This window comes from Streptomyces tibetensis (assembly GCF_040647715.1).
Lineage (GTDB): Bacteria > Actinomycetota > Actinomycetes > Streptomycetales > Streptomycetaceae > Streptomyces > Streptomyces tibetensis_A.
In genome coordinates this window covers 1-26,237 of sequence record NZ_JBEZCR010000018.1, presented here as the reverse complement: position 1 = coordinate 26,237, position 26,237 = coordinate 1, and the positions used below count along the sequence as shown (strand labels likewise).

General features: G+C 69.0%; 23 protein-coding genes and 4 pseudogenes. 17 read left to right on the top strand and 10 right to left on the bottom strand.

Annotated elements, in window-relative coordinates:
• Window positions 1-65: 65 nt before the first annotated feature.
• On the bottom strand, window positions 66-644 hold the full coding sequence (locus AB0B29_RS34780) for a TetR/AcrR family transcriptional regulator (RefSeq protein ID WP_362246231.1): 579 nt from the start codon (window positions 642-644) through the stop codon (window positions 66-68).
• 165 nt (window positions 645-809) lie between these two features.
• Between AB0B29_RS34780 and AB0B29_RS34775 the strand changes: the two genes are divergently transcribed.
• The 8 genes and pseudogenes from AB0B29_RS34775 to AB0B29_RS34740 all read left to right on the top strand — a co-directional run bounded on the left by AB0B29_RS34775 (window position 810) and on the right by AB0B29_RS34740 (window position 6,394).
• Window positions 810-1,628 (top strand): oxidoreductase, encoded by an 819-nt coding sequence (locus AB0B29_RS34775; RefSeq protein WP_362246229.1) that lies wholly within the window; start codon window positions 810-812, stop codon window positions 1,626-1,628.
• Window positions 1,629-1,688: 60 nt separating this feature from the next.
• Window positions 1,689-2,540 carry an alpha/beta fold hydrolase gene (locus AB0B29_RS34770; protein WP_362246227.1) on the top strand — a complete coding sequence of 284 codons (852 nt, stop codon included), beginning with the start codon at window positions 1,689-1,691 and terminating at the stop codon, window positions 2,538-2,540.
• Window positions 2,541-2,700: 160 nt separating this feature from the next.
• Window positions 2,701-2,844, top strand: a pseudogene (locus AB0B29_RS34765) (low temperature requirement protein A); the annotation flags it as partial.
• Window positions 2,845-2,929: 85 nt separating this feature from the next.
• A complete protein-coding gene (locus AB0B29_RS34760) occupies window positions 2,930-3,853 on the top strand; it encodes a low temperature requirement protein A (protein ID WP_362246225.1) in 924 nt (307 codons plus the stop codon).
• A gap of 313 nt (window positions 3,854-4,166) precedes the next feature.
• Window positions 4,167-4,631 carry a response regulator gene (locus AB0B29_RS34755; protein ID WP_362246223.1) on the top strand — a complete coding sequence of 155 codons (465 nt, stop codon included), beginning with the start codon at window positions 4,167-4,169 and terminating at the stop codon, window positions 4,629-4,631.
• Window positions 4,556-4,732, top strand: a pseudogene (locus AB0B29_RS34750) (helix-turn-helix domain-containing protein); the annotation flags it as partial. The gene AB0B29_RS34755 and the pseudogene AB0B29_RS34750, both read left to right, overlap by 76 nt.
• Window positions 4,733-4,964: 232 nt before the next feature.
• A complete protein-coding gene (locus tag AB0B29_RS34745; RefSeq protein WP_362246221.1) occupies window positions 4,965-5,486 on the top strand; it encodes a class I SAM-dependent methyltransferase in 522 nt (173 codons plus the stop codon).
• Window positions 5,487-5,548: 62 nt separating this feature from the next.
• Window positions 5,549-6,394 carry an enoyl-CoA hydratase/isomerase family protein gene (locus AB0B29_RS34740; protein ID WP_362246219.1) on the top strand — a complete coding sequence of 282 codons (846 nt, stop codon included), beginning with the start codon at window positions 5,549-5,551 and terminating at the stop codon, window positions 6,392-6,394.
• 279 nt (window positions 6,395-6,673) lie between these two features.
• Here the strand turns inward: AB0B29_RS34740 and AB0B29_RS34735 are convergent, their stop codons facing one another.
• Window positions 6,674-7,090, bottom strand: a complete 417-nt coding sequence (locus AB0B29_RS34735; RefSeq protein WP_362246217.1) for a hypothetical protein — start codon at window positions 7,088-7,090, stop codon at window positions 6,674-6,676.
• A 451-nt stretch (window positions 7,091-7,541) separates the two neighbouring features.
• Here AB0B29_RS34735 and AB0B29_RS34730 point away from each other — a divergent pair, with 451 nt between their 5' ends.
• Entirely contained in the window at window positions 7,542-7,847 is a 306-nt protein-coding gene (locus AB0B29_RS34730; protein ID WP_362246215.1) for a hypothetical protein, read from the top strand.
• A gap of 331 nt (window positions 7,848-8,178) precedes the next feature.
• Window positions 8,179-8,565 (top strand): annotated as a pseudogene (locus tag AB0B29_RS34725) (VOC family protein); the annotation flags it as partial.
• Between the two features lie 69 nt (window positions 8,566-8,634).
• On the opposite strand, the gene AB0B29_RS34720 reads toward AB0B29_RS34725, so the two are convergent.
• From AB0B29_RS34720 to AB0B29_RS34705, 4 genes are all read right to left on the bottom strand, one after another.
• Window positions 8,635-9,282: a GNAT family N-acetyltransferase gene (locus AB0B29_RS34720; RefSeq protein WP_362246374.1), complete on the bottom strand. Its 648-nt coding sequence runs from the start codon at window positions 9,280-9,282 to the stop codon at window positions 8,635-8,637.
• 364 nt (window positions 9,283-9,646) lie between these two features.
• A complete protein-coding gene (locus AB0B29_RS34715) occupies window positions 9,647-10,147 on the bottom strand; it encodes an STAS domain-containing protein (RefSeq protein WP_362246213.1) in 501 nt (166 codons plus the stop codon).
• The gene (locus tag AB0B29_RS34710) at window positions 10,147-11,631 is read right to left on the bottom strand and encodes a PP2C family protein-serine/threonine phosphatase (RefSeq protein ID WP_362246211.1); all 1,485 of its coding nucleotides are present in this window, start codon (window positions 11,629-11,631) and stop codon (window positions 10,147-10,149) included. The genes AB0B29_RS34715 and AB0B29_RS34710 overlap by 1 nt, the downstream gene beginning before the upstream one ends.
• A 569-nt stretch (window positions 11,632-12,200) precedes the next feature.
• The gene (locus tag AB0B29_RS34705) at window positions 12,201-12,743 is read right to left on the bottom strand and encodes a hypothetical protein (protein ID WP_362246209.1); all 543 of its coding nucleotides are present in this window, start codon (window positions 12,741-12,743) and stop codon (window positions 12,201-12,203) included.
• Window positions 12,744-13,665: 922 nt separating this feature from the next.
• Between AB0B29_RS34705 and AB0B29_RS34700 the strand changes: the two genes are divergently transcribed.
• Complete coding sequence (locus tag AB0B29_RS34700) at window positions 13,666-13,821, top strand: hypothetical protein (protein WP_318197911.1); 156 nt, start codon at window positions 13,666-13,668, stop codon at window positions 13,819-13,821.
• A 276-nt stretch (window positions 13,822-14,097) separates the two neighbouring features.
• Here the strand turns inward: AB0B29_RS34700 and AB0B29_RS34695 are convergent.
• Window positions 14,098-14,857: pseudogene (locus tag AB0B29_RS34695) on the bottom strand (helicase associated domain-containing protein); the annotation flags it as partial.
• A gap of 282 nt (window positions 14,858-15,139) precedes the next feature.
• Between AB0B29_RS34695 and AB0B29_RS34690 the strand changes: the two are divergent.
• From AB0B29_RS34690 to AB0B29_RS34675, 4 genes are all read left to right on the top strand, one after another.
• A complete protein-coding gene (locus AB0B29_RS34690; protein WP_362246207.1) occupies window positions 15,140-16,405 on the top strand; it encodes an ATP-binding protein in 1,266 nt (421 codons plus the stop codon).
• A 191-nt stretch (window positions 16,406-16,596) separates the two neighbouring features.
• The gene (locus AB0B29_RS34685; RefSeq protein WP_436845956.1) at window positions 16,597-18,288 is read left to right on the top strand and encodes a Mu transposase C-terminal domain-containing protein; all 1,692 of its coding nucleotides are present in this window, start codon (window positions 16,597-16,599) and stop codon (window positions 18,286-18,288) included.
• A complete protein-coding gene (locus AB0B29_RS34680; RefSeq protein ID WP_362246203.1) occupies window positions 18,285-19,028 on the top strand; it encodes an ATP-binding protein in 744 nt (247 codons plus the stop codon). Before AB0B29_RS34685 ends, AB0B29_RS34680 begins: the two co-directional genes overlap by 4 nt.
• An 11-nt stretch (window positions 19,029-19,039) precedes the next feature.
• Window positions 19,040-20,101 carry a hypothetical protein gene (locus AB0B29_RS34675; RefSeq protein WP_362246201.1) on the top strand — a complete coding sequence of 354 codons (1,062 nt, stop codon included), beginning with the start codon at window positions 19,040-19,042 and terminating at the stop codon, window positions 20,099-20,101.
• A 380-nt stretch (window positions 20,102-20,481) separates the two neighbouring features.
• Here the strand turns inward: AB0B29_RS34675 and AB0B29_RS34670 are convergent, their stop codons facing one another.
• Entirely contained in the window at window positions 20,482-20,685 is a 204-nt protein-coding gene (locus AB0B29_RS34670) for a hypothetical protein (protein ID WP_362246199.1), read from the bottom strand.
• Between the two features lie 265 nt (window positions 20,686-20,950).
• Between AB0B29_RS34670 and AB0B29_RS34665 the strand changes: the two genes are divergently transcribed.
• Together AB0B29_RS34665 and AB0B29_RS34660 are read left to right on the top strand one after the other, a co-directional pair.
• Complete coding sequence (locus tag AB0B29_RS34665) at window positions 20,951-21,802, top strand: hypothetical protein (RefSeq protein WP_362246197.1); 852 nt, start codon at window positions 20,951-20,953, stop codon at window positions 21,800-21,802.
• 382 nt (window positions 21,803-22,184) lie between these two features.
• The gene (locus tag AB0B29_RS34660) at window positions 22,185-22,403 is read left to right on the top strand and encodes a helix-turn-helix domain-containing protein (RefSeq protein ID WP_362246372.1); all 219 of its coding nucleotides are present in this window, start codon (window positions 22,185-22,187) and stop codon (window positions 22,401-22,403) included.
• A gap of 129 nt (window positions 22,404-22,532) precedes the next feature.
• On the opposite strand, the gene AB0B29_RS34655 is transcribed toward AB0B29_RS34660, so the two are convergent.
• Window positions 22,533-25,229 (bottom strand): DEAD/DEAH box helicase, encoded by a 2,697-nt coding sequence (locus AB0B29_RS34655; protein ID WP_362246370.1) that lies wholly within the window; start codon window positions 25,227-25,229, stop codon window positions 22,533-22,535.
• Between the two features lie 28 nt (window positions 25,230-25,257).
• Window positions 25,258-25,854 (bottom strand): hypothetical protein, encoded by a 597-nt coding sequence (locus AB0B29_RS34650; protein ID WP_362246195.1) that lies wholly within the window; start codon window positions 25,852-25,854, stop codon window positions 25,258-25,260.
• Window positions 25,855-26,237: the final 383 nt, after the last annotated feature.

Genomic DNA, 26,237 nt, shown 5'->3' with positions numbered 1-26,237 from the left:
CGGCTGAGGAACATCGAAACAACGATGAGTGGGGGCGTCGAACTCACTCGGTCAGGCAGTCAGACTCAGTCGCGTGGTCCGGCGCCATGCAGCAGTGTGTCGATGACGAGTGTGGCCAGCGTGTCCGGATCCTGGGCGGTCGGGTCCTGGTCGGCGCCGGGCCTGTTGAGAGCTTCGCTCATCAGGGCGTAGTACACCTGCCCCGTCCAGTCGAGATCCGTGTCCGGGGCGAGGAGTCCCTCGTGCTGTGCCCGGGTCAAGAGCTTGACGGTGTGGGCGTTGATCTCGGCCCAGAGGGCGGCGGCGGCTTCGGTGTGAGCCGTGGCGTGGCTGAGGGTGAAGCGCCAGGCGCTTTTGACCCGCAGCACGTTCGCGGTCACCCGGTACAGGGCGACGAGGGCGGGAGCGGCGTCGGGGCGGGCATCCTCGATGGCGTCGATGAGTTGCTGCTTCGCGGATACGGCGAGCGCCTCCAGGAGTGCCTGCCTGTTCGCGAACCGCCGGTGCACCGTGATCCTGGTCAGCCCCGCGGCCTCGGCGATCTGCTCCATCGAAGCATTGGCGTCCTGGGCGAGGACTCGCTCGGCCGCCTCCAGGATCGCGCGCACACTGCGCTCGGCATCTGCCCGCAGTGCTCGGCCCATGTCTGTCTCCTGTCTCGTCGGCTCACGTCTTGACCCTCTGCAGAGGATACGTGAACGCTACGGCTCGCTCATTAATTGATGCTCCCTTGTTGCTTCTTCTGAATTAACTGATACGTTGATGATACCGATCGGGGGTTGCCCCGGTCCCGGAATCAGGAGTTCAGGATGACGACAACACGGCCGGTAGCCCTCGTGACGGGTGCTTCCTCCGGCATCGGGAAGGCGGCCGCCCTCGCGCTGGCCGCGGCGGGCTACGAGGTGGTCGGCACCAGCCGCAACACCGCGCACGTCAGCGCCCTCAAGGGCGTGACCTTCCTCGACCTCGACGTGACCAGCGACACCTCAGTGACCGCCGCGGTCGCAGAGGTCATGGACCGGTTCGGGCGGATCGACGTCCTGGTCAACAACGCGGGCATCGGTTCGGCGGGCGCCGCCGAGGAAAGCTCCGTCGCGCAGGCGCAGGGCCTGTTCGACATCAACGTCTTCGGCGTCATCCGCATGACGAACGCCGTCCTGCCGTACATGCGCGCGGCGCGCAGCGGACGCATCATCAACATCTCGTCCATCGTCGGGTTCATGCCGCAGCCCTACATGGCGGCCTACGCCGCCTCCAAGCACGCCGTCGAGGGCTACTCGGAGTCCGTCGACCACGAGGTCCGCGAGTACGGCGTGCGGGTCCTGCTCGTCGAACCCGCCTGGACCAACACCGCGTTCGACGCGGCCAGCGTGCGTCCCGACCGGCCCCTGGACGTCTACGCCCACCAGCGCCACGTCTTCGAGGAGTACATGGCCGGTGCGGTCAAGGACGGCGACGCCCCCACCGTCGTCGCCAAGGAGATCGTCGCCGCCGCGACCGACGCCAAGCCCAAGCTGCGCTACACCGCCGGCGCCATCACCGGACGCGTCCGCACCATGCGGCGCATCGTCCCCACCCGCATGTTCGACCAGCAGCTGCGCAAGCTCAACCGCCTGCCCGCCGCCTGACGCCCCCCACCACCCACACAGCCACCACCTGACGACAGCGACAGGAAAGCGAAGCTCGCCATGAGCACATACCTGGCAGACGCAGCCGAAGACCTCACCGTCGAAGGTCCTTCCGCGACGTTCACCTACCGGCGCCTCGGCCCGACCGGCAGTACCCCGCTCATCCTTCTGAACCGGGTCCGGGGAACCCTCGACTGGTGGGACCCGGAACTGCTGGACCGCCTCGCGGCCGAGCACGACGTGATCGTGTTCGACAACGTCGGCACCGGTTACACCACCGGCACCCCGCGCGACTCCCTCGCGGGACTCGCCGACGGCGCAGTCGAGTTCATCGAAGCCCTCGGCCTCAAGCAGGTCGACCTGCTCGGCTGGACGCTGGGCGGCACCGTCGCCCAGCACATCACCCGCACCCGGCCCGACCTGGTCCGCAGGCTGGTCGTGGCCGCCGCCAACCCCGGCGGCACGGTGCCCGGCGCCCCGGACCCGAACCCGAAGGTGCGCGCCACCATGACCAAGCCCCAGGTCACGGGGGACGACCTGGTGTACCTGTTCTTCCCCGAGACGGACACCGGGCGCGCCGCCGGGCACGCCCACCTCGCCAGGGTGGCCACCCGGCTGGCCACCGGGGTCCCCGAGGTGTCCGAGGCGGCGGCCACGGGTCAGATCACCGCGATCGGGAAAGACGCGGCGATCCCCTTCGAGCAGGTGCGAGCGGACCTGGAGAGCATCCAGCAGCCCGTCCTGTACGCGACCGGCATGCAGGACGTGATGATCCCCGCGCTGGCGGCTTACACCGCCGTACAGCACCTTCCCCACGCCACCCTCGTCGCCTACAGCGACGCCGGTCACGCCTTCCTCTTCCAGCGTGCCAAGGACTTCGCCGCCCAGGTGACGGCCTTCCTCGCCGACTGACCATTCGTCCCAAGCCCGACAGCCCGGAAATCGCAACGCCCCCGGTCATGGTCAAGGTCCAGGTCCGCGTCCCCGGACGACGTTTCCGTAAGCGGTTCCGCCGGCGGCCGGCTGGCAACTGTCAGACATCGCCCTGGAACCGTGCAACCGAGGAGACCCCGTGCAGTTGACCAATAATCAGGCGCGCCGGGAGGTCACGCCGCTGGAGTTGTTCTTCGACCTGGTCTACGTCTTCGCGATCGGGCAGCTGTCGCATCAGTTGCTGGCGCACCCGACGTGGACCGGCGCGGCCCAGACGCTCGTGCTCTACCTCGCGGTCTACGCGGCGTGGGCGTACACCACCTGGGCGGTCACCCTGGTCCCGGCCGAAGGACCCGCGAACCCGGCGGATGCTGCTGGCGGTCATGCTCGTCGGGCTGTTCATGAACGCCGCGATCCCACGCGCCTTCAACGACGCCGGGTGGGTCTTCGTCGCCACCTTCCTGCTGATTCACATCGGCCGGACGGTATGGCTGCTCAGGGTGGGCCTCGATGAGGTCAATCAGGAGCACTTCGTTCGCGTACTGATCTGGTTCATCACGGCCGTACCCCTGTGGCTGACCGGCGCGGTGGTATGTGGCGGTGCGGGGTTGGCGTGGTGGGTGGTGGCGGCCCTGGTCGGGTTGGCGGGTGATTGGACGGTGTATCCCCTGCCCGGTCGCAGGCTTCAGTCCCGGCAGGTCGGCTTGGCCGGTGGGTATCTGCTGGAACGCGGCCGCCTGTTCATGATCATCGCGTTGGGTGAGACGGTGATGACCACCGGCACCGCACTCACTGCGGCGCCGCACAAGCCGGTGACCCTCCTGACCGCCGGCGTGGCGTTCACCGGCACGATCGCGTTGTTCTGGCTGTTCTTCGGTAGCTGCGAACGTGTGGGGCGCCACTACGAGTGGACGGAGGACGCGATGCGGGCCGGGCGCAGCGGCGTCATCAGCCTCATGGCCTCGGTCACCGGGTTGATCGCGGCCGCTGTGGCCGATGAACGCGTCATCGCACACCCCATGGAGCATGCCGGCCTCATCACGAACCTGCTGCTGTTCGGCGGGGGGCCTGGCCTCTTCATCGCTACGCAGTCCTGGCACGGGGCCGGCCTGTTCGACGGCCTGTACTGGTCACGGCTGCTCGCCCTGTCCTGTCTGGTCGTCGCAGGCATGCTCACGCTGGCGGCCACGGTGTACCTTGCGGTGGTCATCGCCGCGGCGATCGTCGTCGTGCTGGCCGCGCTCGAAGAACGCCGTCCGACCGGCGACGCGCATGCGAAGCCGACCTCCTGAGGCCGCCCACACAACTGACCGGATCACCTGACCCCCGGCACACGCGTCCGGTCCGCACAGAAGAGCGGCGGGCCGTTCGGTCAGGCCAGTACGCCTCTCACGCCCCATTGCATCAGGAGGATTTGATGGGCCTGTCCACCAGCTCCGTTTTCATCACCGAAGTCGACCGAGGCCTCGGCCCGACACCTGCCCTCGAGCCGCTCGGCCCGGGCACGGCCGTCTACGCCGATGCCCGCACCCCCGACCATCCGGTGTCCGCACGCAGGCCGACCGGTGCGCGGGAGCGGGGGGCCGTGTCAGGGGGCGGGGCGCCATGACAGAGGCCGGCGTACTGATCTGTGACGCCCAGGAGTTGATGCGGGCCGGCCTGCGCGGGGTGGTCGACAGCCAGGCGGACCTCACGGTCGTCGGCGAGGTCGGGGACGGCGAGACGGCTGTGGTGCAGGCACTCGCGCTGCGCCCGGGCCTCGTCGTCATGGGGGTGCGGATGCCGTGTCTGGACGGCATCTCGGCGACCGCGCAGGTGCGCGCCGAGCTGTCCGGGACACACGTACTGGTGCTCAGTGCCTGTGACCGCGACGAGTACGCGTACGCGGCGCTGCGTGCCGGAGCGAGTGGATTCCTCGTCAAGGACGCCTCGGCCGCCGGGATGCTCGTCGCCGTCCGCGGTGTGCTGCGCGGCGACACGATGATCGCCGGTCGGTGGCGCGGCGGCTCATCGACCGGTACGTCACAGGCGCCGTCGCTCCGCTCACCGATGCACGCCTGGACACACTGACCGACCGCGAGCGGGAGGTACTGGGTCTGGTCGGCCGCGGGCTGAGCAACGTGGAGATCGCCGAGAGGCTGTTCCTCGGCGAGACCACGGTCATGACCCATGTAGCCCGGATCCTCACCAGACTGCACATCCGTGACCGCATACAAGCGGTCGTCGTGGCCTACGAAGCGGGCTGGTTCGTCCTGGTGGATGACACGGCCGGACGCTGGGGAGGACGCCCGACGAGACAGCCGATGCCTAGGTTCGGGGCATGTCGATCATGGGGGAGTTCCTTCGCCGCCCCCGACTCACCGGTGCGGGGTCGCTCCCAGTTCCTCCACCCTCGCTCAGGCCATGATCTCCGGACTCGGCCTGGACCACGCCGAAGTCGTCGTGGAGCTGGGGCCCGGCACCGGCGCGATCACCGGGGCCATCCTGCGGCGGCCGGCTCCGGGGGCGCGGCTGGTGGCGGTCGAACTGAACCCGGTGTTCGCCCGCCGGCTCGCGGACCGATACCAGGGCAGCGCCGTCGAGGTGGTCCAGGATTGCGCCGAGGACCTGGCGACGCTCGTCCCGAATCGGGTCGACGTCATCGTGTCCGGTCTGCCGTGGACCGTCACGCCGCACGAGCGGCAACGCCGGATCCTCGACGCGGCGGTCGGCTCACTCGCCACGAGCGGCAGGTTCAGCACCTTTGCGTACGTGCACGCGGCGTGGACACCGCCGGTCCGACGGTGCGCCGCCGAACTGGCCGCGCGGTTCTCCGCCGTCGAGCGCAGTCGGGTGGTGTGGCCGAACGTCCCGCCGGCGTACGTACACCGCGCCGCCCTGCCCTGTCACAAAAGGCCGCCGACGACAGCCTCCGGAACACCTTGACAACGCCCCCCTGATTCTCCCCTTCACCCATTCGTCCCCTCAGCACTTTCAGAGGATCAGCATTGGAGCACACCATGACGCAGCACAGCATGTTCAGTATCGAGACAGTGGCGCCGAAGATCCGCAAGGTCACCTTCTCGAATCCGCCGGTGAACGTCGTCGGCGCGGACACCGTGATTCAACTGGTCGACGTCGTCGGCGAGCTGAGCCGGGACGAGCAGGTTCAGGTCGTCGTTTTCGACAGCGGCACGCCCGGATACTTCTTCAACCACGCCGATCTCGGCCAGGTGCCCGAACTCCTGGCGCTGAACAGCGCCGACGGGACGCCGACGTGGGTCGACCTGGTAACGAGCCTGACCAGTGCCCCGTTCGTCAGCATCGCTTCCATCCGCGGGCGCACGCGGGGCGGCGGGGAGGAGATCACCCTGGCCTTCGACCTGCGCTACGCCAGCCGTGAGGAGGCGTTCTTCTGCCAACCCGAGGTCGCGATCGGCATTGTCCCCGGCGGTGGCGGCAGCGACCGTCTGGCCCGGCTGCTGGGGCGGGACCGGGCTCTCGAAGCGATCCTCACCAGCCAGGACTTCGACGCCGATACGGCCGAGCGGTACGGGTGGGTGACCCGGGCCGTCGCCGGCGCCGAACTCGACGACCTGGTGAATGGCGTGGCAGCGCGTATCGCCTCGTTCGACAAGCAGTCCGTCCTGGGTGCCAAGACACAGATCAACCGGTCGACTCTGCCGCCGGTGGCCGATCTGCGTGCGTCCTGGGCGGAGTTCGCGGAATCGGTCAACTGGCCGGGGTTCCAGGCGCGTGTGCCGCAGCTCGGAAAGGCCATCGCCGAGATGGGTCTTGAGGAGATCGAGCGGAACCTGGGCCACTGCGCCGGCCTCATCAATGAACAGGCATGAGCGCCGTCCTCGCGATGATGCCCGCTTCGCGTCGCCTCCCTCCGTACGGAAACCGGTGAGAAGCACGTCGACCACCCGCAGCAAACCGAAGTCCCCGCGCTGCTCGGGCGGCGTGTTTCTCGTCCATCACCGCGATGGAGGTGAGCGTCTGGACGGCGCCGATCTTGTTCGCCGAAGTGCTGCCCGAGATGCCGAGATTGCAGCTCTCAACCTCGGCGGGGATACGGGTGTGGCGCGGGTCGCCGGCGGTGTTCGGGACGCGGAAGATGTCGAACGGCTTTACGGCTTTACGGCCTTGTGGTCGCGGTTCGCCGCGAGGAACAACTTCGCCTGCTGCTCGTCGGAGAGGCTCTCGTAGACCATGCAGTCCCGGAGGAGGTCCGGGCCCTCCTTCTCGACCGCCACCTGTGTGGAGTGCCGGCCATCGGGAAGGTAGTACTGGCCGTCCTCCCGGAGGGAGACGATCGCCGGGAGCAGCGCGAAGGGGGCCCACATCTTCATCAGCCGCGCCGTCCACGCGGTGTCCTTCTTCCGTTGCGTGGACGGCCCGGCGTCCTCGGCGGTGTTGGTGCCAAACAGGCGAGCAGGGTCGAGGGTCTGATCGACGTGCAGGTTCCCGACGCGGATCTCCGCGTAGAACTGTCGGACGGTCTTCGTCGCTTCGGCCTGTGCCGGGACGGTAGCGGTCTGTGCCACCTATCCCCTTTGGTAGTGGCCAGGTGACACGCAGTCGACAATGAAAATTTTCTCGCGCGTCAAACTACCTAGCGCGTTGATGTTTCTCGCGTCTACGGGCCAAGGTCTTCACTGCCCACGGTGTTGATGTTCCGTCACTGCCGTCCCCCCCGAGCATGTCGAGACCTACCAGCTGCCCACCGCCCCTGCCGAGCGTCACCGATTGCCGCTCGTTCTCCGGCTCCACCACCACCCGGGCCGAGGCGCTGGCTCCCAACGTCCTGGCTGCGATCGTGCGCGAGGCGATCGAGGCCCGCCGCGACATGGACGTCCTCCGACAGGGAATTGAGCGAGAGCCGGCCGAACGGCAGGCTCCCATCGACCGGCTGACCGGCTTGGCTGAAGCCATTCAGCGAATCCGTGCACCATTCTGTTGCGTCAGATACGGTCATATCGACCGCCCCTGAGCTGCGTGAATACCAACCGCACGCTCGTGAAGCCCCGGAGAATGGTCGGCGATTTCGACTGCTCGGGCGAGGACATCGAGCGGGACTGGATGGCGCGCACGGGCTGTTGGAGCCACACCGAGCGGGTGCTGCTGACCTACGAGCAGGTACGCGCCTACGAGCTGCCCGCAACCGAGGGCAAGCGCGGCGATCCGAGGTGGCCGGCCTTCGCCCGCCAGGGGAACGAAGCAGGGACTGTTCCAGCAGACCTGCTCGGTGGTGGGGGGGCGGTGGGGGCTCCCACCGCCCCCACCACCTACAAGGCAACCTGACGCTAGCTGGCCCCCGCGGCCGTCCCCCGGCGCCGGACAACCGCCCACCAGAGATCTGTTCACGCCTCATGCTTCCTGCGGCACGAGAAGTGCTCGGGCAGCCCTTCGGGTCCTGGAAGGCTTGCGGGCTTACCGCAGCCGAAGCGGCAGAGCGGGATCGCTTGCCCTGACGCGTCGTCCGGAACCCTGGCGGCCTCGGTTTCCCGGGGGCGGGACTCAAGAACGATCGGGCGGCTGCCACGTCTCTGCTTTGGTTCAGCCCGCGCCTGCGAAGCCGGACGGGTGGCCCAGCCAATACTCTGAGCCCCGTCCCGCGCTATCTGGGAGAGTCATGACAAGTAGGTTCACCGAGTTGGCCGTTGACTGCCACGATCCGGAGAGGCTCGCGGCCTTCTGGTGCGAGGTCCTGGACTTCAAGGTGATCGACCGGAGCGAGGGCAAGGTCGAGATCGGCTCCTGGGTGCCGACCGTCGAGGATGTTCGGGCCCGCCAGATGCCAGCCACCCTGCTGTTCATCCAGGTACCCGAGGGCAAGACCGTGAAGAACCGGCTTCACCTCGACGTCAGCCCGATCGACGCCAGCACCGAGAACGAGGTGACCAGATTGCTCGGCCTCGGCGCCACCAAGACGGATGTGGGCCAGGGCTCAGACCGAAACTGGGTGGTCATGGCAGACCCTGAGGGCAACGAGTTCTGCGTCCTGCGCACCCTGGCACCGCAGAACCAGGCCGCGAGCGGGCACCCGCACCCCGTCACACACCGCAACCGTCACGTTGCCGAGGAGACCTCACTGCCCGGACAGCGCAGCATCCGCTCCGGCGGCGCCCCTGACCAAGGCGCCGACGGCGCGGGGTGCCGCAACCGCATCACGAAGGGGGAGTGCACTGCACATGGGGACCTGGAGCAACTGGGAAGATTCGGCGGGTTCGGCGATCAGCGCCGTACCGATCTTGCGGAAGCCGAGTCGGGCGTAGACCCTCGCTACGTCGTCGTCACTTGCCGACAGGAAGATGGTTGCCGCACCCCGCGATCGGGCGTCGGCCACCAGTGCCGCGGTGACTGCGAGTGCGAGACCGCGACGGCGAGCTGCGGGGAGTGTTCCGACGCCGACGATCTCGCTGACTCCTGCGCGTAATGGGTGTTGGCCTGCGGACAGCGCTGATCCGTGCTCGACAGCTGCGGCGACCGCCGTCAGACCTGCTCGGATACGCACGATCGTGCGTTTTACCGATCCGTCGGCGACGCGGGCGTCGATCGCTTCCGCCAGGTGTGGTGCTCCCGCGTGACCGAAGCGGGTTCCAGGCTCGGCGAAGGCGACGTGAGGAACGGCCAGGGCGCTGGGCAGTATCGGATCGTCCGCGCCTACGATTCGCACGGATATGTTGCCGGACAACTCCTCCAATGGAGTTGCGGGAGTACCGGGATCGAGTGCCATCAGCGGATGTTCGTGAACCACGAGTCCCGACTCCTCGATTGCTGCCCGCAGCGTGGGCGTGGTCTCCGCGACCCCTTCGAAACGCTCCGGGACCCCCAGCTCCCGCTGGCGGGCACGGACCTTCTGCACGTCGGTGGCCTCCAGCGGTCCGCTCCATCCCCGTGCGGGACGTGCGTAGAACGGCCAGCCCTGCCCTTCCGCACGAACAGGGTCAGCGGCCCGTGGTCCTCAACTCGGGCGCCGTGGCGCGGGATGGCGTCGTAGTACTCCTCAAGCCGGTCCAGCAATGCCCGCTGGGGATGACCGTCAAAATCAGCAGAGGTCACGCCGGGCATCCAAGCAACAGGGCACCAGCAACGCCACTTCATTTCAAACCGTCTGCGGGGGTTCTCGGCCGGAAACCGCTGTCGCAGGCCGGGCGCTCCACCTCGGTCGGCTCACGGGTCCCGGCGTCCGTGGAGACTGGGGTGATGGAGCCGTGCTCGCCTGCACTGGTGGATGGGCTGTCGGTCATGGTGGTGAGTGCTTCGGCGGCGGTGGCGTGGACTGGCAGGACTGCGTCGACGCCGGTGAGGGTGAGCATCCGCATCAGGCGGTCAGGGACGTTGGCGAGTCCGAGGGCAGCGCCCACTGCCTGGGCGGCGTGCCAGAGGCCGATGAGGGCGCTCAGACCGGCGGAGTCGCAGAAGCCGACGTATGACAGGTCCAGGATCAGGCGCGGACATCCGCGCTCGAGGATCTTGGAGGCTTCGCGGCGCAGGGTGTCCGCGGTGTGCAGGTCCACGTCGCCGGCGACGGTGGCGATTGCGAGGTCGGGGCGTGGGTGCTGGACGGTCAGGTGCAGCGTGTTGGTCACGTCGGTCATCACTCCTGGCCGAAGTGTTCGGGCGCGGCGGCGGTGTGGGCGGTGGCAGCGGCACTGCCGTGGGGTGTGGTGTGAGGGTGGGGGACGGACACGGCCAGCAGAGCCACGTCGTCGCCGGCTCCGTCGGGCAGCGAGGCCAGCAGGCTGATGCTGTCCTCGACCAGGGAGGTGGCGGTGACGGGCCCGGTGCGCTGGTGGAGGAAGCCGGTCAGGCCGTCGTCCCCGAGCATGTCGCCCTCGGTGGTGCGGGCTTCGATCAGCCCGTCGGTGTAGAGGAACAGGCTTTCCCCGGCCGTCAGGGAAAACGTGGTCTGGACGAAGAGCGCCTGCGGGAAGGCGCCGACAAGCATCCCGCCCTTGGGACGTACGGCCCGCACCCAGACGGCGCCGCTGTCGTCGGGGCGAAGGTGGTAGGCCGGCGGGTGGCCGCCGGCGGCGACAGTGACGGTGAAACCGCCGTCCTCCCGAGGTTCCAGGAGACCGAACAGGACGGTGCAGAAGCGGCGGCCGGCGGTGACGTCGGTGAGCAGCATGGTGTTGAGCGCGCTCAGCACGGTGACGGGGTCGGCGTTGATCTGGGCCGCGGTGCGCAGGGTATGGCGGGCCAGGGCGGTGACGGTCGCCGCCTCCGGGCCCTTGCCGCACACGTCACCGAGGAAGAACGCCCACCGGTCACCGTCGAGGGGAAAGACGTCGTAGAAGTCACCGCCCACATCGTGGGCGGAGGCGGTGCGGTAGTGGCAGGCCAGTTCCAGGCCCGGCACCACAGGAAGAGCCGGGGGCAGCAGGGTGCGCTGCAGGGTGGAGGCGAACGCGGCGATGGCGGCCTTGTCCCGCTCCGCCTTCTCCCGCGCCTCCCGTTCCGCCTCGGCCCGCGCCCGTTCCGCCTCGGCGTGCCGCTGCTCCGCCTCCCGGCGGGCCTGCTCGTCGCGCAGTGCGCGCAGCGCCGACAGCCGCAGCTCCATCTCGTCCAGCACGATCGCGGCGAGATCGGCGAGGGTGGCGGTGTCCTCCTCGGTGATCGAGCGCGGCCGGGTGTCGAGGACGTTTACCGTGCCCAGCCGGTGCCCGTTGGGGGTGATGATCGGTGCGGCGGCGTAGAAGCGCACCCCCATTTCCCCGGCGACCAGCGGGTTGTCCGCCGCGACGGGGTCCTGAAGAGTGTCGGGGATGACCATCGTGTCATCGCGCAGGATCGCCGAGCCGCACAGGCCCGGATCACGGCCGATCTCCGCGACACCCTCCAGGCCGTGGGCGGCCTTGAACCAGATGCGGTCGGTGTCCACGATCGTGACGGTGGCCACCGGCACGTCGAAAAGCCGGGCGGCCATCGCCGCCACCCGGTCGAACGCCCCGTCGGGCGGAGTGTCGAGGATGTCGTAGCGGCGCACCGCTGCAATCCGGGCCGCCTCCACATCCGGGTCAGGGACCAGCTCGGGGCGGCGCCCGGGAGCCGGGCCGGTGGCCGATACCTGCTGCATCATCGGCTTTCCTCTCCGTGGATGGGCTGCCGCCATGAACGACACGAGCCGGCGCAGCCTAAATCGACCGGACGCCCGGACGCCAATGCCGCCGTCAGCCGGGCACCGGACGCGGCCTCCTGCCCGGTGATGCGGTCACTCTCGGCAACAGAAACGGGAGAACCAGCAACCGCCGCCCTCGGCCCGATCGGCCTTCCTGACGCTCGGGCCGGAACAACTCAGACCGGGGTTGGACCGCGCTGAAGCGCCGTAGTTTCGCCCATCGCACGGACAGCTGCTCCACCCGTTCCGAGGCAGCGTCGCGGCCCGGCAATAGTGGCAGCTGGAATACCAAGCAGTTGATCGACGGCCCGAGTGTGCGAAGGAAGCTCAGCGCGCCAAGGCGTCACCACCCCCTGCGGATGCACCCATGTCCCCAGTCCGCCCTGTTGCCGGGCGGTGCAGGCATCGCCCGGCAACAGGGCTCCGCGAAGAACGTCAGCGCGTCCTGGTGGACGATGCGCGCCGCCATACGCGCTCGCGCGTCGCCCCGCCTGATGCCTGGACGACCGCCGGTCAGGCGAGGCTCGCGGTCAGGGGTTGTGGGACCTGGTGATCGGAAGGTTCATGAGCTGTGCGACGACTCTGCCCGGGTTGCCGATCGGGGCGAAGCTGACTGGCTCCTGCATCTGATAGACGTCGCCCTGCGGGGGAAACACGCGGAGGCTGTTGTTCAGGGTGGTCATCGTCTTGGTGTTGGCCAGCACCACCGGCTCGTCGGAGCCGGGGAACTTCTCGATGCTGAGGATGAAGTCGTGGAACAGGGTGTTCCTGAACGTCTGCGGCGTGGCCGAGACGATCTCCAGCAGGCTGAGCGGCGTAGTGTCGATGTCGGCCTGCGAGAGCGTGACCCTGCCGAGCATCGGATGGTCGGCGCTGTACTCCTCACCGATGATCTTCAGCCTCACCCCGCCGACACCACCGCCGATGTTCGACTCGACGCGCAACCTGATGCCGCCCTTGAAGTCGAGCTGGACCATGCCGACCGCGTCGATCTTCAGCGGTACGTCCGCGGCGTGGCTGGAGCATGGGATCTCCAGCCCGACCGGGGGGAGCAGGCCACCAGGACTCGTCATCGAGACACCTCCGGAGCAGAAAAAGCCGCGCCAAACGACGCGGTCACGCCGTGCGAGTGACGGCATGTCCGCACGTTACTGATCACCAGCAGGACCGGGCCTGCTCCCGCACCGGGTGGCCCCGAAAGGATGATCCCGGCATTACGGCGCCAGGCTCAGAGCGTCCGCCTGTGCGCTCTCTGCCTGCGCTGGCCGGAGGAGACGGACCGAGCCGAGCACCCCACTGAGCAGGCGTAGCGGGCGCCGGGGTGGGCCAGTCCGCGGTCGGTCCCGACCCGCCGGTGCGCAGAGCGCCTGTGGCGCGGTCGAGGAGGTCAGCCGCAGCCGCCGCCTCGCTGACACGCGGCACCCCTCTGGCAGCCGGGACCGCACAAACCCTCCTCTGAATGTCCTCGAGCTGAGCAGGTCGCTGGCCGTTCATAGACCAACGGCGGTCCTGTCCTGGTCACCGCCGGGACCGCTCCCTTCGAGCGGTGCCAGCTCTCACCCTGGGGGAGGTGGGCTCACTGCCGCCTTGGCTGGCGTGCGGCCCTGTAGGCCGGGGTGCGCGTTCCCCCGGCCGCATCCTCGATGCGGCTCCGTCAGGTGCCACCGCCACCTGGCGCTGGCTGGAGAGGGTGAAGAACCCCCTGGAACTGAGGACCCGACCTGCCCGAAGGCGCCGCTGCCCAGTGTCTCCATCACCAACATCCAAACCGTACGGGGTGGAAGGGTCTTCCGGAGCGCAGGACGGTCGAGGAGATGGCGTACTGAACGAAGTCTCGAAGGAGTGCGTGAACCCCGTGTCGCCGGGCACAAGGACTATCGCACCGAAGTCCTGGCCTTCGGAGCTGGTCGTGATTTACCAACCAAGGGACGACTCATGCCCTTGTGAAGCTTAAACGCACACACGCTCGAGCCGGAATTGACGAGGGGTTTTGAGATGATCATTCTTGGGCTTATTCTGCTGATTATCGGCCTGCTTGTCGGCATGGGTCTGCTGACGACGATCGGTGGCATCCTCATTCTGGTGGGCGCCATCCTGTGGCTCCTGGGTGCGACCGGTCGCGCGGTCGGTGGACGCAAGCACTTCTTCTAAAGGCAGGTCATGCCTTTGAAAGTAAGGGCAGATAGTGGCGGTGGATCATCAACGATGGGCGGGACCGCCGGCTGGGCTAGCCGGCGATCCCGTGCTACGTTGCTCCGCTTCGCAGCAGCGCGCATTCCCAGGCGTCTGCGCCTGCCTCTTCTCTCGCTGGACGCACATCACAGGGAAAGCCGAGTGAAACCGCCAGGGCTTCTTCCCGCCCCGAGACAGACATTGAACCCGACCAGCCAATAGAACGGCCGACCGGAATCTTCCCAGGCAGTTGTGTCACGCCCACTCCATACCCAGTTCCCGCAGTGCGGCGCGCTGCTCCGCGGTGAGCGTGTCACGCCTCGATTTGGTGTTCGAGACCCACACGCCCAGCTTGACGACCACCGAGGCGGCTTCGCCCTCCACCGCGATCTCTTCTCCGTGGGCCCTGGGGACGCGGCGGTGGCCCTCACGGGCGACGTACTGCGCAAGGGCCTGAACGCCGCGCTGGAAGGCCTGCTGCGCCTTACTCGTTCCCTTCCGCCGCACGAGCGGCCGCCGGGACGGGAGACGGGGCCTGGTCGGGCTTCACGCCCAGATGGGACAGCCGCTCCTGCTGCTCGCTCGACAGCTGCGCCCAGGTGCCCGGATCCTTTTGCCTTTCCAGCCACTTGCCAAGGTCGTCGCCCTCGAACAGCACTCCGGGTTCGATGGCCGGCAGGCTGCCGTCGGCGTCGACCAGGCCCACGAGGACGCGGTAGTGCCGCTGCCAGTCCAGCGGCCACGGGCAGTCCCAGTCCGCGTCGATCGCAGCCAGCTGCTGCGCGCGAACGGCGGCCCGCTCCGCGTCCTTCCCCAGACCGCCCTTCCGGCGGAGGTTGGCCATGTGCTGCCCGACCGGCACCAGCGCCTCGCCCTCGCCCCACACCGCGTCCTGACACGGCGCAAGGTGCCCCATGGCCCGCCGGTAGGACCGGAGCGCGGCGAGCTTGTTCTCCCACGCCTCCTCGCCCGGCTCCCACACCATCCCGACCTCCGGCGCGTCCAGCACGGTCTTGTGTGAGTGGGTGGTGGGGTGGCAGCGGGTGGGTGTCAGCGGGCTTGTGATGTGGGTGTCCTGGTAGTGGGTCCGGGACGGGGTTGTGGTCGCTGTCATGGGGTGACCAAGCGGCTGTTGTGATGTGGCTAGCAGGTTGGTTGCTGGCTGTCATGGGTTTCGCTGTTCCTATGTGAGGGGCTGGCGGGGTCGGGTGGGCTGGGCCGTATGACGGTTCAGGGGGGTCCGGCGGGTGAGCCCGGGGCGGGGTCGGCTGGGGTTGTGCCGACGGGGGGTGTGTCGTTGGCGCGGGGTGTGGTGGTACGGCGGCTTCTTGCGGTGGATGGGGAGGGGACTCTGTCGGCGCTGCATGTGCGGATCGCGGCGGAGTTGGCGGGTGTGTCGGAGCGGACGGTGTGGCGGTGGCTGGCCGATGGGCGCCGGGGCCATGTCGAGGCGCGGCCGCGGCAGGACGGGTTTTCGCTCAGTGACGCCTTGTGGGAGGTCCTGGCTCAGGCGGGCGGGAACGTCGCGGAGTTGCGGCGCAGGATGCTCCGGGCCCAGGAAGAGGGGGCGTTGGAGGGGTGGGGTGCGCAGTGTGTGCCCTCGCTGCCGACGTTGCACCGGGTGATCAAGCGGGATCTGGGGGCGGGCCGGGTTCTTGAGGTGGCCCGTCCGGCAGGGGCCAGGGTGGGGCTGGAACCGAGCCGGTATGACCGGGCGCTGGCGGATTTGGGGCTCGTGGACGGGGCGGGCGGTCCGCTTGTTGTCGATGGGCCGCCCGCCGACATGCCGGTGCAGGAGGGCGCCGCGGATGCGGGCGTGCGGGGCGGCGGTGTGCGGTTGTACGTGCCGGGAGCCCGGCTGGTGTCCACACGGCAGGTGGCCGCTGTGGCGGAGGCTGTGGGGCGTACGGTCGCGGCACGCGGGATGTGCTGTGTGTACGGGGACACGGGCCTGGGGAAGACGGTCGCCGTCGAGCAGGCGTTGCATCTTCTGCCCGGCCGGGTGCCGGTGTGGCGGGCGGTGGCCGGCGTGGCACCCGGTCTGCCGCAGCTGCGGGCCTCGCTGTGTGAAGCGCTCGGGCTGCCATCGGGGGCGCTGCCGCACCGGGCCGGGCCGGCCAGCCAGGCTCTGACGCGGGCCCTGGCCGAGCCCGGTGTGCTGTTTATCGATGACGCCCAGCGGCTAACGCCGCCATTGCTGGATTATCTGCGGCAGTTGTGGGACGCGCCGGGCTGTGCGGCGGCGCTGGTGCTGTGTGGGGCGGGAAGCGAGCGGGCCCTCGCCCGTGCTTCGGCGCTGCGCTCGCGCGTGCTGACCTGGCACCAGGTCGGCCGGCTTGAGCCGTCTCAAGTCCCGCAGACGCTGACCCTGTTCCATCCCGTGTGGGCGCAGGCGGACCCGGACGACCTTGCGCGGGCGGACGAGCAGATGGCGCGCGGCAATTTCCGCACGTGGGCGAAGATCACGTCGCATGTCTACGCAGCCCGCGAGCGCGGCCCCGCACGGCGTGTGAATCGGGAGCTGATCGAGCAGGCCTGCGCGCGTCTTGGACCCTACCCGTGACGGTCCGCGCTGCTCGGAGGGCTCGCGTACGGGGGGCCTTCACCTGTTCCGACGGGGTGAGCGAAGAGGGGCTTCACGAAAAGCGGATGAGAACGAAGGGGCATGGAGTGGACGGGCAGCCGATGGCGCCGCCGGAAAATCCGGCCGGTGTTTTGGGGGAGGAGTCGCTGACGGCGTTGCGGGCGCCGGCGGTGCGTCGTCTGCTGGCACTGCGCGCCGAGCGGCGGCTGTCGCGGGAGCATGTGCGCCTGGCCGGGGAGTGCCTGGGCGTGTCGGAGCGGACAGTGTGGCGGTGGCTGGCTGAGGCCTCCCGGTCGCCCCGGGCCGCGATCCGCCCCGGCGAACGCAGCAGTGACCGGTTCGAGATCACCAGGGAGATCCGGGTGCTGCTGGCGTACTGGCACGGCAACGCTTCCGCGGTCCACCGCCAGTTGGTGACCCGGGCCCAGACCGGCGGCCGTGAAGGGCAGCCGATGACGGCATCTGATTCCGCGGCTTCTCCCGCGGGCGCCCCGCCGAGTGCGGTGCCGTTGCTGGACCCGGTGCCGTCGCTGTCGACGTTCCTGCGCGCGGTGCGGCGTGATCTCACCGCGGGGGAGCGGGCCGGTCTTGCGACGGGACCGGATGCGGCACGCGCGCACGACGTCTTCGGTAAACGGGCGGCCTCTTGGCGCAATCACGTGTGGGAGGCCGATCACGTCCAGGCCCCGCTGCTGGTCGATGCCGACGGCGACCTGGTGCGCCCGTGGGTGACGTGGTTCATCGACACCGCCACCAAAGTGATCACCGGCACCGCGGTCACTCCTGGCGTTCCTTCCCGTGCCTCCGTGCTGGTCGCGCTGCGCGCCGCTGTTCTGCGTGAAGATCCCTACGGCCCTGCGGGAGGGACACCGGAGCAGGTGCGGGTGGACCGGGGCAAGGACTTCCTGTCGACCACCGTCACCGCGGCGTTCGGAACGATGGGCGTGACGGTGAAGGACCTGCCAGCCTACAGCCCCCATCTCAAAGGCACGGTGGAAAACCTCAACCGAGCCGTCGACCGGATGTTGTTCGCGGCCCTGCCCGGCTACACCCGCACCTCCACCAAGCCCCGCTCCGGCCGGCGACGCAAAGACGCGGGCCGCAAGCCAGAGACGTCCGGTGCCATGTCGTTTCAAGACTTCACCGCGGAAGTGCTGGCCTGGACACACTGGTGGAACACCGAGCACCGTCCCAAGGCGCTGTCCGGCCGTACGCCGCTTGAGGCATGGCAGGCCGATCCGACTCCCGTCACGGACGTGCCCGCCGCCGACCTGTGGACGTTCACTCTGGAGGACGACGGCCGCCCGCGGAAGCTGACCAGCCACGGCGTGCGGTGGCGCGGGCGCACCTACATCGCCCCATGGATGACCGGCCAGGCCGGCCGTAGCGTCACAGTGCGCTACATGCCGCACCACGATCACGAGATCGACATCTGTGACGCGAGCGGCAAGTATCTCGGTTCCGCGCACCTCGCGGACGCGGCCACCCCCGAACAACTTGATGCCCTGCGGACAGCCCGTGCGGAGCGTGCCCGGCGTCTGCGTGCCGAGGTGAAAGCCGCCGAGGCGCTGCGCCGACAGCGCTTCGCCCCGGCCACTACGGCCGGGCCGGCCCAGCGGCTGGGAGCCATCACCTGCGCTCAAGCCGGGCACGAACTGGCCGCCATCGAGCACACCGACGCCTCGAAGCTGGCGCTGCCGGACCTCATTCCGCCCGCCGCGCCACCGGCCGACTGGCGCACTCCGCCCTCCCTCGCTGCCCGGACCGCGCCCGGCCGGCCTGCTCCCCTCCCCGCCGAACCTGCCCCCGACGGCCCGCTCGAGCCGACTGCGCAGAACGCTGAAGACGGAGACGCCTTGTGACCGCGGCCACCTACCAGTACGTCGACCTGCCCGATGCGTCCGTGGTCACCACCCGCGCCCTGCTCACTGCCCGGGAGAACATCAGCGACACCGTCGCCGCCCGCGCGATGATGTGCATCCACGGCGGCGCCGGCTTCGGCAAGACCCTCGCCGTCAACACCTGCCTGCGCGCACTCGAACCCAGAGAGGACGTCCGCAAGATCACCTTCCGGGCCCGGCCCACCGCACGCGCGGTGCGCTACGAACTGTTCACCACACTCGACCTGGCCGGCGAGCCACCGCGCCACCCCAGCGAGTTCGACCGCCTGCTGAAGACGGCCCTGGCCGAACGCCCCCGTACCTTCCTCGTCGACGAGGCCCAGTGGCTCAACGGTGAGGCCTTCGAATACTTCCGCTACCTCTGGGACGAGCCCTCAACCCAGCTCGCCATCATCTTCGTCGGCGGCGCGGGCTGTCACACCGTGCTGCGCCGCGAACCGATGCTGTCCTCCCGCGTCTTCATCTGGCAGCAGTTCACACGCCTCACACCCGACGAGGTCCTCGAGGTGATCCCGCTCTTCCACCCGGTCTGGGCCGACGCCGACCCCGACGACATCACCTTCGCCGACAGCCACGCCGCACACGGCAACTTCCGCGCCTGGGCCCAGCTGACCGCCCACACCCGCACCGCCCTGGCACGCACCGGCCGCCCCCGCGTCGACCAAGAGCTGCTGCGCTGGGCCTTCAGCCGCCTCGCCTGACCACACCACCCATGCCTCCCGCCCCGCCGCTGCCGTCCATCACCGTGGTCCTCGACCGTCACGACGACACGCTGCACACGCACACCGCTCTAGCCGCCCACCATCCGCCGTCCGGCCGGATCACCCTGCACCCCGGCCCGGGCACCACCAGCGAAACCGGCCTCGCCCACGACCTTCTCGCCGCCCTGGGCAAACCGCCCCTGCTCCCGGGCCGCTTCCCCGGCGGCCGCCAGCCCGCCTGGGAAGCCGCCACCGCCTGGATGACCGCCCTGCCCGTCACCCGGCTGACCGTCCTGCGCACCCACCGCCTCACCGCCCGCCGCACGATGCGCCTCCTGCAGCTACAGGCCCGAACCGGTATCCACCTGACCCTGGTCTGCCACCGCCCTCACCTTCCCGCCGCCCTGCACCAGGCCCTGCGCACGGCCGACTACTCCGTCACCGCCGACATCGAGGCTGCCCGCCGCCACTACTACGGCACGCCTGTCACCGAACCCCCGCCCGCAGACGAGCCCGCCACGCCAGCCAGCCGGTGGCTCACCCTGCCGGCACTTGACCGCCTCGTCTCCTACGACAGCCCCTGCCCCTGCGCCGACCCGTGCACGCCACCGCAGATCGCCTGGCGGCACCGCCCACCACCCGCTCCTCTCACCGCGCACACCGCCCAGCAAGTCGCCCACCGGCTGCACGCGGCAACCGCACATCCTCGCCTGGCCGCGGCCGTCGCCGCCGCGCTGTTCACCGGCGCCTCCCTCGGCCTCCAGGGATGCCGCACCTTCCCGGAAGCAGCCCATGCCGCCGAAATCTTCCTCAACCCGCTTCTCGACGGCAGCGTGCGGGGGAACTGGGACCCCTCGACGGGCACCTGGCAATGCGCTTCCTTGCCTGCACGAGCTGTGACTTACCCACCTGCACAGCCAGAGCCCCCTCTGCTGCAGAGCTGGCCAACGACATGCTGCGTAGCGACCGCATCGTCGACGAAGTCCAGGCCGCGACCCGCTACGCCGCCGCCCGACCAGCCCGCCCGGGCCACCACGCTCGCTCGAAGGTCCTACGCCACCCAGCCTCTGTGACTGGAACGGCGTCCTGCTACGCGGCGAAACACGGCATCCCCACCTGAACCGGGCAGGGGGCTCTGACACCAGGTGACGCAGCGAGGGGCCGTCAGCGCTGGCCGTTGGATCACGCCTCATGCTTCCGGCGGCACGAGAAGTGTTCGGGTAGCCGCCCTTCGGGTCCTGGAAGGCTTGCGGGCTGACCGCAGCCGAAGCGGCAGAGCGGGATCGCTTGACCCGACGCGTCGAGGCGGATGCCAACCGCGGGGGAGCTCACCGGTCTGATCATCCCCCGATGAGGCGGAAGACTTCGAGGAGCAGCGCCCTGTCCTGAAGCCCGGCGGGGAGCTGATCCACGGTGCCTCCTTCGGAAGATCCATAAAGACCGTGGCCGGGCCTCAGCCGATGAGTGAGCGGAGCACCGGGACGCTGACACCGGCTGCGGTCAGACCAGCCAGAACAGCAGCGGCCACGGCACCGCCGCTGAGGAAGGCGAGCCCTCCGACGACCAGGCCGATGACGCCCGCGATCAGAAGGACGACGGCCGTGTGGATCGTCAGGAACGGGGCCGGCCCTTGCGGCGTCGGCACGGGCGAACTCACTATTTCTCCCCAGAGGTTGATGATGTGACGTCCGCTCGTAAGTGCCAGTCCGAGCCCCACCCCACGGCCTGATTTCCCGGCTCCGTGGGCCAAAAAAGAATCTTGGAAAAATCCGTGGGGTGGCCGTGGAGGGCGCACTTACAAGGGGTCGTCTCGGCGCCGGCCGCGGCGGCCCGGGAGCTTGCGAGTGGGCTGGCGCGGTTGGTGGCGAGCCGTCCCCTTGCACAGCTAAAGGGGGCGGAGACGACAACCGGAAGGGGAGGGCATGCAGGGCGACGGCGCGGGCGAGGAGGTCGCGGCCGCGCGCGCCCGCAACCTACAACCTAACGACGGCCCCCTTGACGCGCAGCGGCTGCTCGGCGCCCCGGTCACCCCCCAGGACGTGCGTGCCATGAATGGCCGCCAGGCCAAAATCGCCCGGCGGCTGCAAGAGAACATCGACCGTCGGCTGGCCGACGGACGCCTGGTGGCCCTGCTCGAAAAAGACGGCTTCACCGGCCCGCGCTACGACCTGTTCGTGGAAGAACTCGTCCGCTACGGCATCTCTGTCCTGCGCGGCTGGATGCACTCCGGCTACATCTTCGACCTGGTCGCCCAGCGCGGCTTCGGCCTCAACCCCCACGAACTCGACTTGGAGGACCTTGCCACCGACAGCGACCTGCGCGAGGAACTGGCCACCATGACCATCGCCCGAGCCCTGCCGCGTTTCCGCCAGCAGGCCCTGGTCGACAAGGGATGGACCCCTGAGGGCGGAGCAAGCATCACTACCTACTTCATGGGAGCGTGCGCGTACGACTTTCCCAACGAGTTCCGCCGCCACAGGGCCAGCGAAGCCCGCCAGCACCGCGCCCTGCGCCGGGAGAAGGAGCTCTACAGCCCACCCGTCAGCACACTCAGCGTCGCCCAGGAGGTCCTGGGCAATCTGAGCGTCCTGGACGAACTGGGGGAGATCACCGACCCACGCGTCCAAGCCATCGTCGCGCTGACCCTGGACGGCTACTCACAAGACGAGATCCGCGAGCTGGTCGACGCCACGACCGTCCGAGCCGTCGAAGGCTCGCTCTACCGCTGGAGAACCAAAGCCAAGCAGAAGAGGAGGGGGGACCGTGATGACTAGCCGCGACGACGAATTCACCGCGCTGCTCAACGCGTCATCGCTAGGCACTGACGCGGCACGACGCCTCCGGGAGCGGACCCCACAGAGCACCGCCCAAGCCATCCGCGCCATTACCCATCTGCGCAACACGATCGCCCACGGTGGCCAAGTGACCGAGCAGGACGTCACCGGAATTCTCACCGCGCTCGACTCCTTGACCAGCGATGACACCGGTCTGCGTAGGCTGCGTGACGCCATGGCCCGCCTTCATGCCCATGAAGGGACTGAAGCGATCGATGACCTGCCCGAGGCTATGGAAGCCCTCAGCCTCTTGCCCTTGGACGGACTGGACGCCGCTATGTCGCAGGAACTACGAGCGGCTCTCACGGTCGTCGCCACTCGCCTGGCAGCACAGGCCGCGCCTGTCCTCCTCACCGTGGCGGAGACTGCTTCGATCATGCGGGTGTCGAAGCAGTCCGTCTACCGGCTGGTGCACAGCGGGCATCTGGCGGCTGTCCGCACCGCCTCCGGCAGATCCTTCCGCATCCCCGAAGCCGCTGTACGTGAATTCCTGGGCACGTCATTCACGCAGGCGTCGGCCAACCCGCCACAGCGATCATGACGGGCCGCGCAAAACGACTCACGCTGGCGGAGTCGCCACCTGCAAAGCTGTATGGGTACTACACGGTGACCCACCCGCTGCTGGGCCTCTGCTCCTACCGTCCGGCTCAATGGTCGTGCGGTGCCAGCGTCATGCCCAGTCGATGCCCAGCTTCCGCAGCGCGTCCAGCTGCTCCGCGCTGAGCTTGTCCCGCCGGGCCTTGGTGTTCGAGACCCACACGCCCAGCTTCACCGGCACCGGTTCCGCCTCGCCGTCGACCGCGATTTCCTCGCTGTGGCCGCGCGGCACCGACCCGCTCGCCCCTTCCCGCTCGACCCACTGTGTGAGGGCCGCTAGCCCGCGTTGGAACGCCTGCTGCGCCTTGCTCTGGCCTTTCGTCGCGCGGGTGACCGCCGGGGCGGGAGAGGGGGCCTCAGCGGGCTGTACGCCCAGCTGGGTCAGCCGTTCCTGCTGTTCGGTGGACAGCTGCGCCCAGGTGCCCGGGTTCTTCTGCCGCTCCAGCCACTTACCGATGTCGTCGCCGTCCATCAGCACGCCGGGTGCGATGTCGGGAAGCTGGCCGTCGGCGTCGACCAGGTCCGCGAGGACGCGGTAGTGCCGTTGCCAGTCCAGTGGCCAGGGGCAGTTCCAGTCCGGGTCGATCTCGGTGAGCTGCGCGGCGCGTACGGCGGCCCGCTCCGGGTCCTTGCCCAGGCCGTTCTTCGCTCCCTTCCGCCGAAGGTTGGCCATGTGCTGCCCGATGGGCACCATCGCCTCGCCCTCGCCCCACACCGCGTCCTGACGCGGAGCGAGGTGCCCCATGGCCCGCCGGTAGGACCGGAGCGCGGCGAGTTTGTTCTCCCAGGCTTCCTCGCCCGGCTCCCAGACCATCCCGGCCTCGGGCGCGTCCAGCAGGGTCTTGCGCCGCTCCTCCAGCTCTCCGGCCCGTAGCGCCTTCCGCTGCTGGTGGACCCATCGGCCAAGCGGAAACGCCTTCGTCGCCCCGACTTCGACCTCGGCGTCGTAGGGCACGGCGTAGAGGCCGGTGATCTCGTTCTCCGCTCGCCAGCGGATGAGGGCCTGGTAGCCCTCCAGCCACACCAGTGATTCCGGCCGGTAGACCCGGGTGCGCAGGAACGCCGCGATCGTGGAGGCGTCGCGCGGGCTGGAGAAGTGCAGCAGCGCGGACTCGGCAGCAGCGTCGGCGCCGTCGTCGTGCTCCTGGTCCTCGCCGTCCTCGCCGCCGGCCCCGACGATCCGCCCTTCCGCATCGCGCCGGATGTGCACCTTGCGCTTGCCGTGGGTGAGGGCACGGGAAGCGAGCTGCTCGACGAGTCGTTCATCGTGACTGCGCAGGCCTTGGAGGACGGCTACGAGGGGGCGGAAGCTGGCGGAGGCGACCATGTCCTGGGGGTCCTCGCCGGGATCGAGGAAGACCGGCACGATGATGCGGGCGATCTTCGTGCTGCCGTCGCGGTTGAGCCGGAGCGCGCGGCCGATGTTCTGGACGATCTCGACCTGGGAGCCGCGGGTGTCGGCGAAGCAGACGGCCTCGACTCCCCGTTCGCCGGTGATGTCGACGCCTTCTCCGAGCACGCGGCAGCTGGCGAGGAAGGCGCGGTGGACCCGGTGCCCGGCGGCGTCGATGCCGTTGGCGAACTGCCTGATGACCTCGCGCCGCTCGGTGACGAGGTGGTCGCCGCACAGCCACGCCGACCACACGCGGTCCGGCGGGACGTGGCGGCCGGCCTCCAACTCGTAGAACTCCGCGTCGATGGAGGACTTCGGCAGCTTGTCGGCGGCGGCCAGATCGTCCTGGGAGGCGTCGTTGACGTACAGCTCGGCAGCGGTCTCCGGCATCTTCTCCGCGAACGCGGCGGCTTCCTCCACCTTCTGGTGGAAGGTCATGACGGTGCGGAGGTTGTACGCGGCGGCGTGCTCCAGGAGGGCGGTCTGTAGGAGCGCCAGGCGCCGGCCGCGCCGCGCCTCCTCCGACTCCCCGAGAACGGGCGAAGGATCGCGGATCTCCAGGACGTCGATCTCGAACCCGGCGAGGATCTCGCGCTCGATCGCCTCGGAGAGCCCGAGCTCGGCGAGCCATGCGCCGTAGGTGCCCTCGGGGTCGTCGGCCATGGTCGCTATCTCCGCCTCCTGGCCGCCCGTGCCCTTCTGCGGCCGGGCCGCGGCGAGGATGCGCGGCGTCGCGGTCAGGTAGAGCCGGAAGTCGGCGGGGATGCGGGCGTTGTCGTGGATAGCCGCCCACGGCCGACCAAGATCACCGGCGGTTCCGTGGGCCTCGTCGACGATCGCTAGGTCGAAGCCGTCCATGCGCTGCCCGTACAGCCGCTCCCCGCCTGCCAGAGCGGCCTCCAGCGGCCCGCGGACCTTGCGCTGGCCCTGGAGTTCGTCGATATCCTCGCGGTCCACGAGGGAGGCGTACGTGGCGAACACGACGACCGGTCCGGACCTGGCCCACAGGGCGAGCTGGATCGGGTTGGTGGTGGTCCGCACCCCCAGCTCCTTCAGCACCGGGTCGTTCTCCAGCGAGCACACCGCGACCATCGGGGCGCGGTGGCCCACCAGGCGCCACGCCTGGGCGGTCTGCACGAGCAGGTCCAGGGTGGGCACGGTCACGAGGATCCGGCCGTTGGCGAACGACTCCAGCGCGCACGCGGCGGCCGTGATCGTCTTGCCCGAACCGGTCGCTGACACGATCGTGCCCCGGGCACCCTGCGGGGGCACAGATGATCTTGCAGGAAATCCTACCCATTTTCGGAACGCAGATTTCTGGTCAACCTGGTGTTCCTTCAGAGTGATCCTCTGCAATTTCAGAGCCCTTCCCTGCATCTTTTCATCGACTCTCTCATCCTTACTTTTACTCAGGGTTCTTTCCAGCCCAGTACAGAGCAGTGTCGACATCGCGCGGGGTCCAACCTTCTGCGCGTCCTCCGCTGTTTTTGAGGAGGGTGTCGAGGAGGTCCATGTAGCGGCCGTAGCGGCCCGGACGGTCCGTGAGTGTGAGCCCAAGCAGGTCGATGGCGCGCTGGACACGCCGGTCGTAGACGGCCATCCGCGTGGGAGCTGCCGAGGTCAGGATGGCCGACGCGAGAGCGTCACCCTTGACGAACCCCGGCAGTTCAGAGATGGCACTGCGCCCCGCCTGAGCCGCCTCACCGAGTGAGAGAGTGAGGTTTTGCACTGACGCGACGGCCTGCTCGGTGACGGCTCGCACCTGGCTGTCGGGCAGCGACATGAGAGCTGTCACCCAACGGGTCTGCGCAGAGAGGCGTTTCCACACGACCAAGGCAGCGATGTCCCTCTTACCAAGACTGCCGGCACGCTCGACGTGCTGCGCAACATCCCAGAACACCTCGTCATAGTGAGGTGATACGGCTGCTAGGTAGGCCGCGCGTGCGGGGACCAGCACGTCCCACGCCGGGTGACAGAATGTAGAAGGTTCTTCTCTGTCCACGAGCATTCATCTCCTGAGCCGGTGCACTGAGGTTGAGGGGTGTCTCATGTTTTCGCCAACGGTACATGATGCATCAATCCGAGGAGCCACAACACAGAAATCCGACCCGCACGAGCGACCCCCACGCCCTTGTAACCAGCTGGCCCGCGTTAGCGGGCCCCAACGGTACTGAAGGCGCAGCCGGAAGGACCGTCAGGCGGGGGAGCGCAGCGGACCCGCCGGCCAGGCTGGAGCGAAGCGCAAGCCTGGTAGCGGGACAAAGTCCCGCCGGTCCGGGAGCGCAGCGGACGGCACGGGAGCGCCGCACGGCATCGCTCACCGCGCGCACGGCCTCGGTCTGGCCGATGAGCCGCTTGCCCAGCTCGTCCTCCATGCGCAGCAGC

Bases quoted from the DNA above. Each gene is read 5' to 3' on its own strand.
- AB0B29_RS34675 (WP_362246201.1), top strand. From the start codon at position 19,040: ATGCCTCCCGCCCCGCCGCTGCCGTCCATCACCGTGGTCCTCGACCGT.
- AB0B29_RS34700 (WP_318197911.1), top strand. From the start codon at position 13,666: ATGATCATTCTTGGGCTTATTCTGCTGATTATCGGCCTGCTTGTCGGC.
- AB0B29_RS34745 (WP_362246221.1), top strand. From the start codon at position 4,965: ATGATCTCCGGACTCGGCCTGGACCACGCCGAAGTCGTCGTGGAGCTG.
- AB0B29_RS34770 (WP_362246227.1), top strand. From the start codon at position 1,689: ATGAGCACATACCTGGCAGACGCAGCCGAAGACCTCACCGTCGAAGGT.
- AB0B29_RS34720 (WP_362246374.1), bottom strand. From the start codon at position 9,282: ATGGCACTCGATCCCGGTACTCCCGCAACTCCATTGGAGGAGTTGTCC.
- AB0B29_RS34665 (WP_362246197.1), top strand. From the start codon at position 20,951: ATGCAGGGCGACGGCGCGGGCGAGGAGGTCGCGGCCGCGCGCGCCCGC.
- AB0B29_RS34755 (WP_362246223.1), top strand. From the start codon at position 4,167: ATGACAGAGGCCGGCGTACTGATCTGTGACGCCCAGGAGTTGATGCGG.
- AB0B29_RS34775 (WP_362246229.1), top strand. From the start codon at position 810: ATGACGACAACACGGCCGGTAGCCCTCGTGACGGGTGCTTCCTCCGGC.
- AB0B29_RS34780 (WP_362246231.1), bottom strand. From the start codon at position 644: ATGGGCCGAGCACTGCGGGCAGATGCCGAGCGCAGTGTGCGCGCGATC.
- AB0B29_RS34655 (WP_362246370.1), bottom strand. From the start codon at position 25,229: ATGCAGGGAAGGGCTCTGAAATTGCAGAGGATCACTCTGAAGGAACAC.
- AB0B29_RS34705 (WP_362246209.1), bottom strand. From the start codon at position 12,743: ATGACGAGTCCTGGTGGCCTGCTCCCCCCGGTCGGGCTGGAGATCCCA.
- AB0B29_RS34715 (WP_362246213.1), bottom strand. From the start codon at position 10,147: ATGACCGACGTGACCAACACGCTGCACCTGACCGTCCAGCACCCACGC.
- AB0B29_RS34710 (WP_362246211.1), bottom strand. From the start codon at position 11,631: ATGATGCAGCAGGTATCGGCCACCGGCCCGGCTCCCGGGCGCCGCCCC.
- AB0B29_RS34760 (WP_362246225.1), top strand. From the start codon at position 2,930: ATGCTGCTGGCGGTCATGCTCGTCGGGCTGTTCATGAACGCCGCGATC.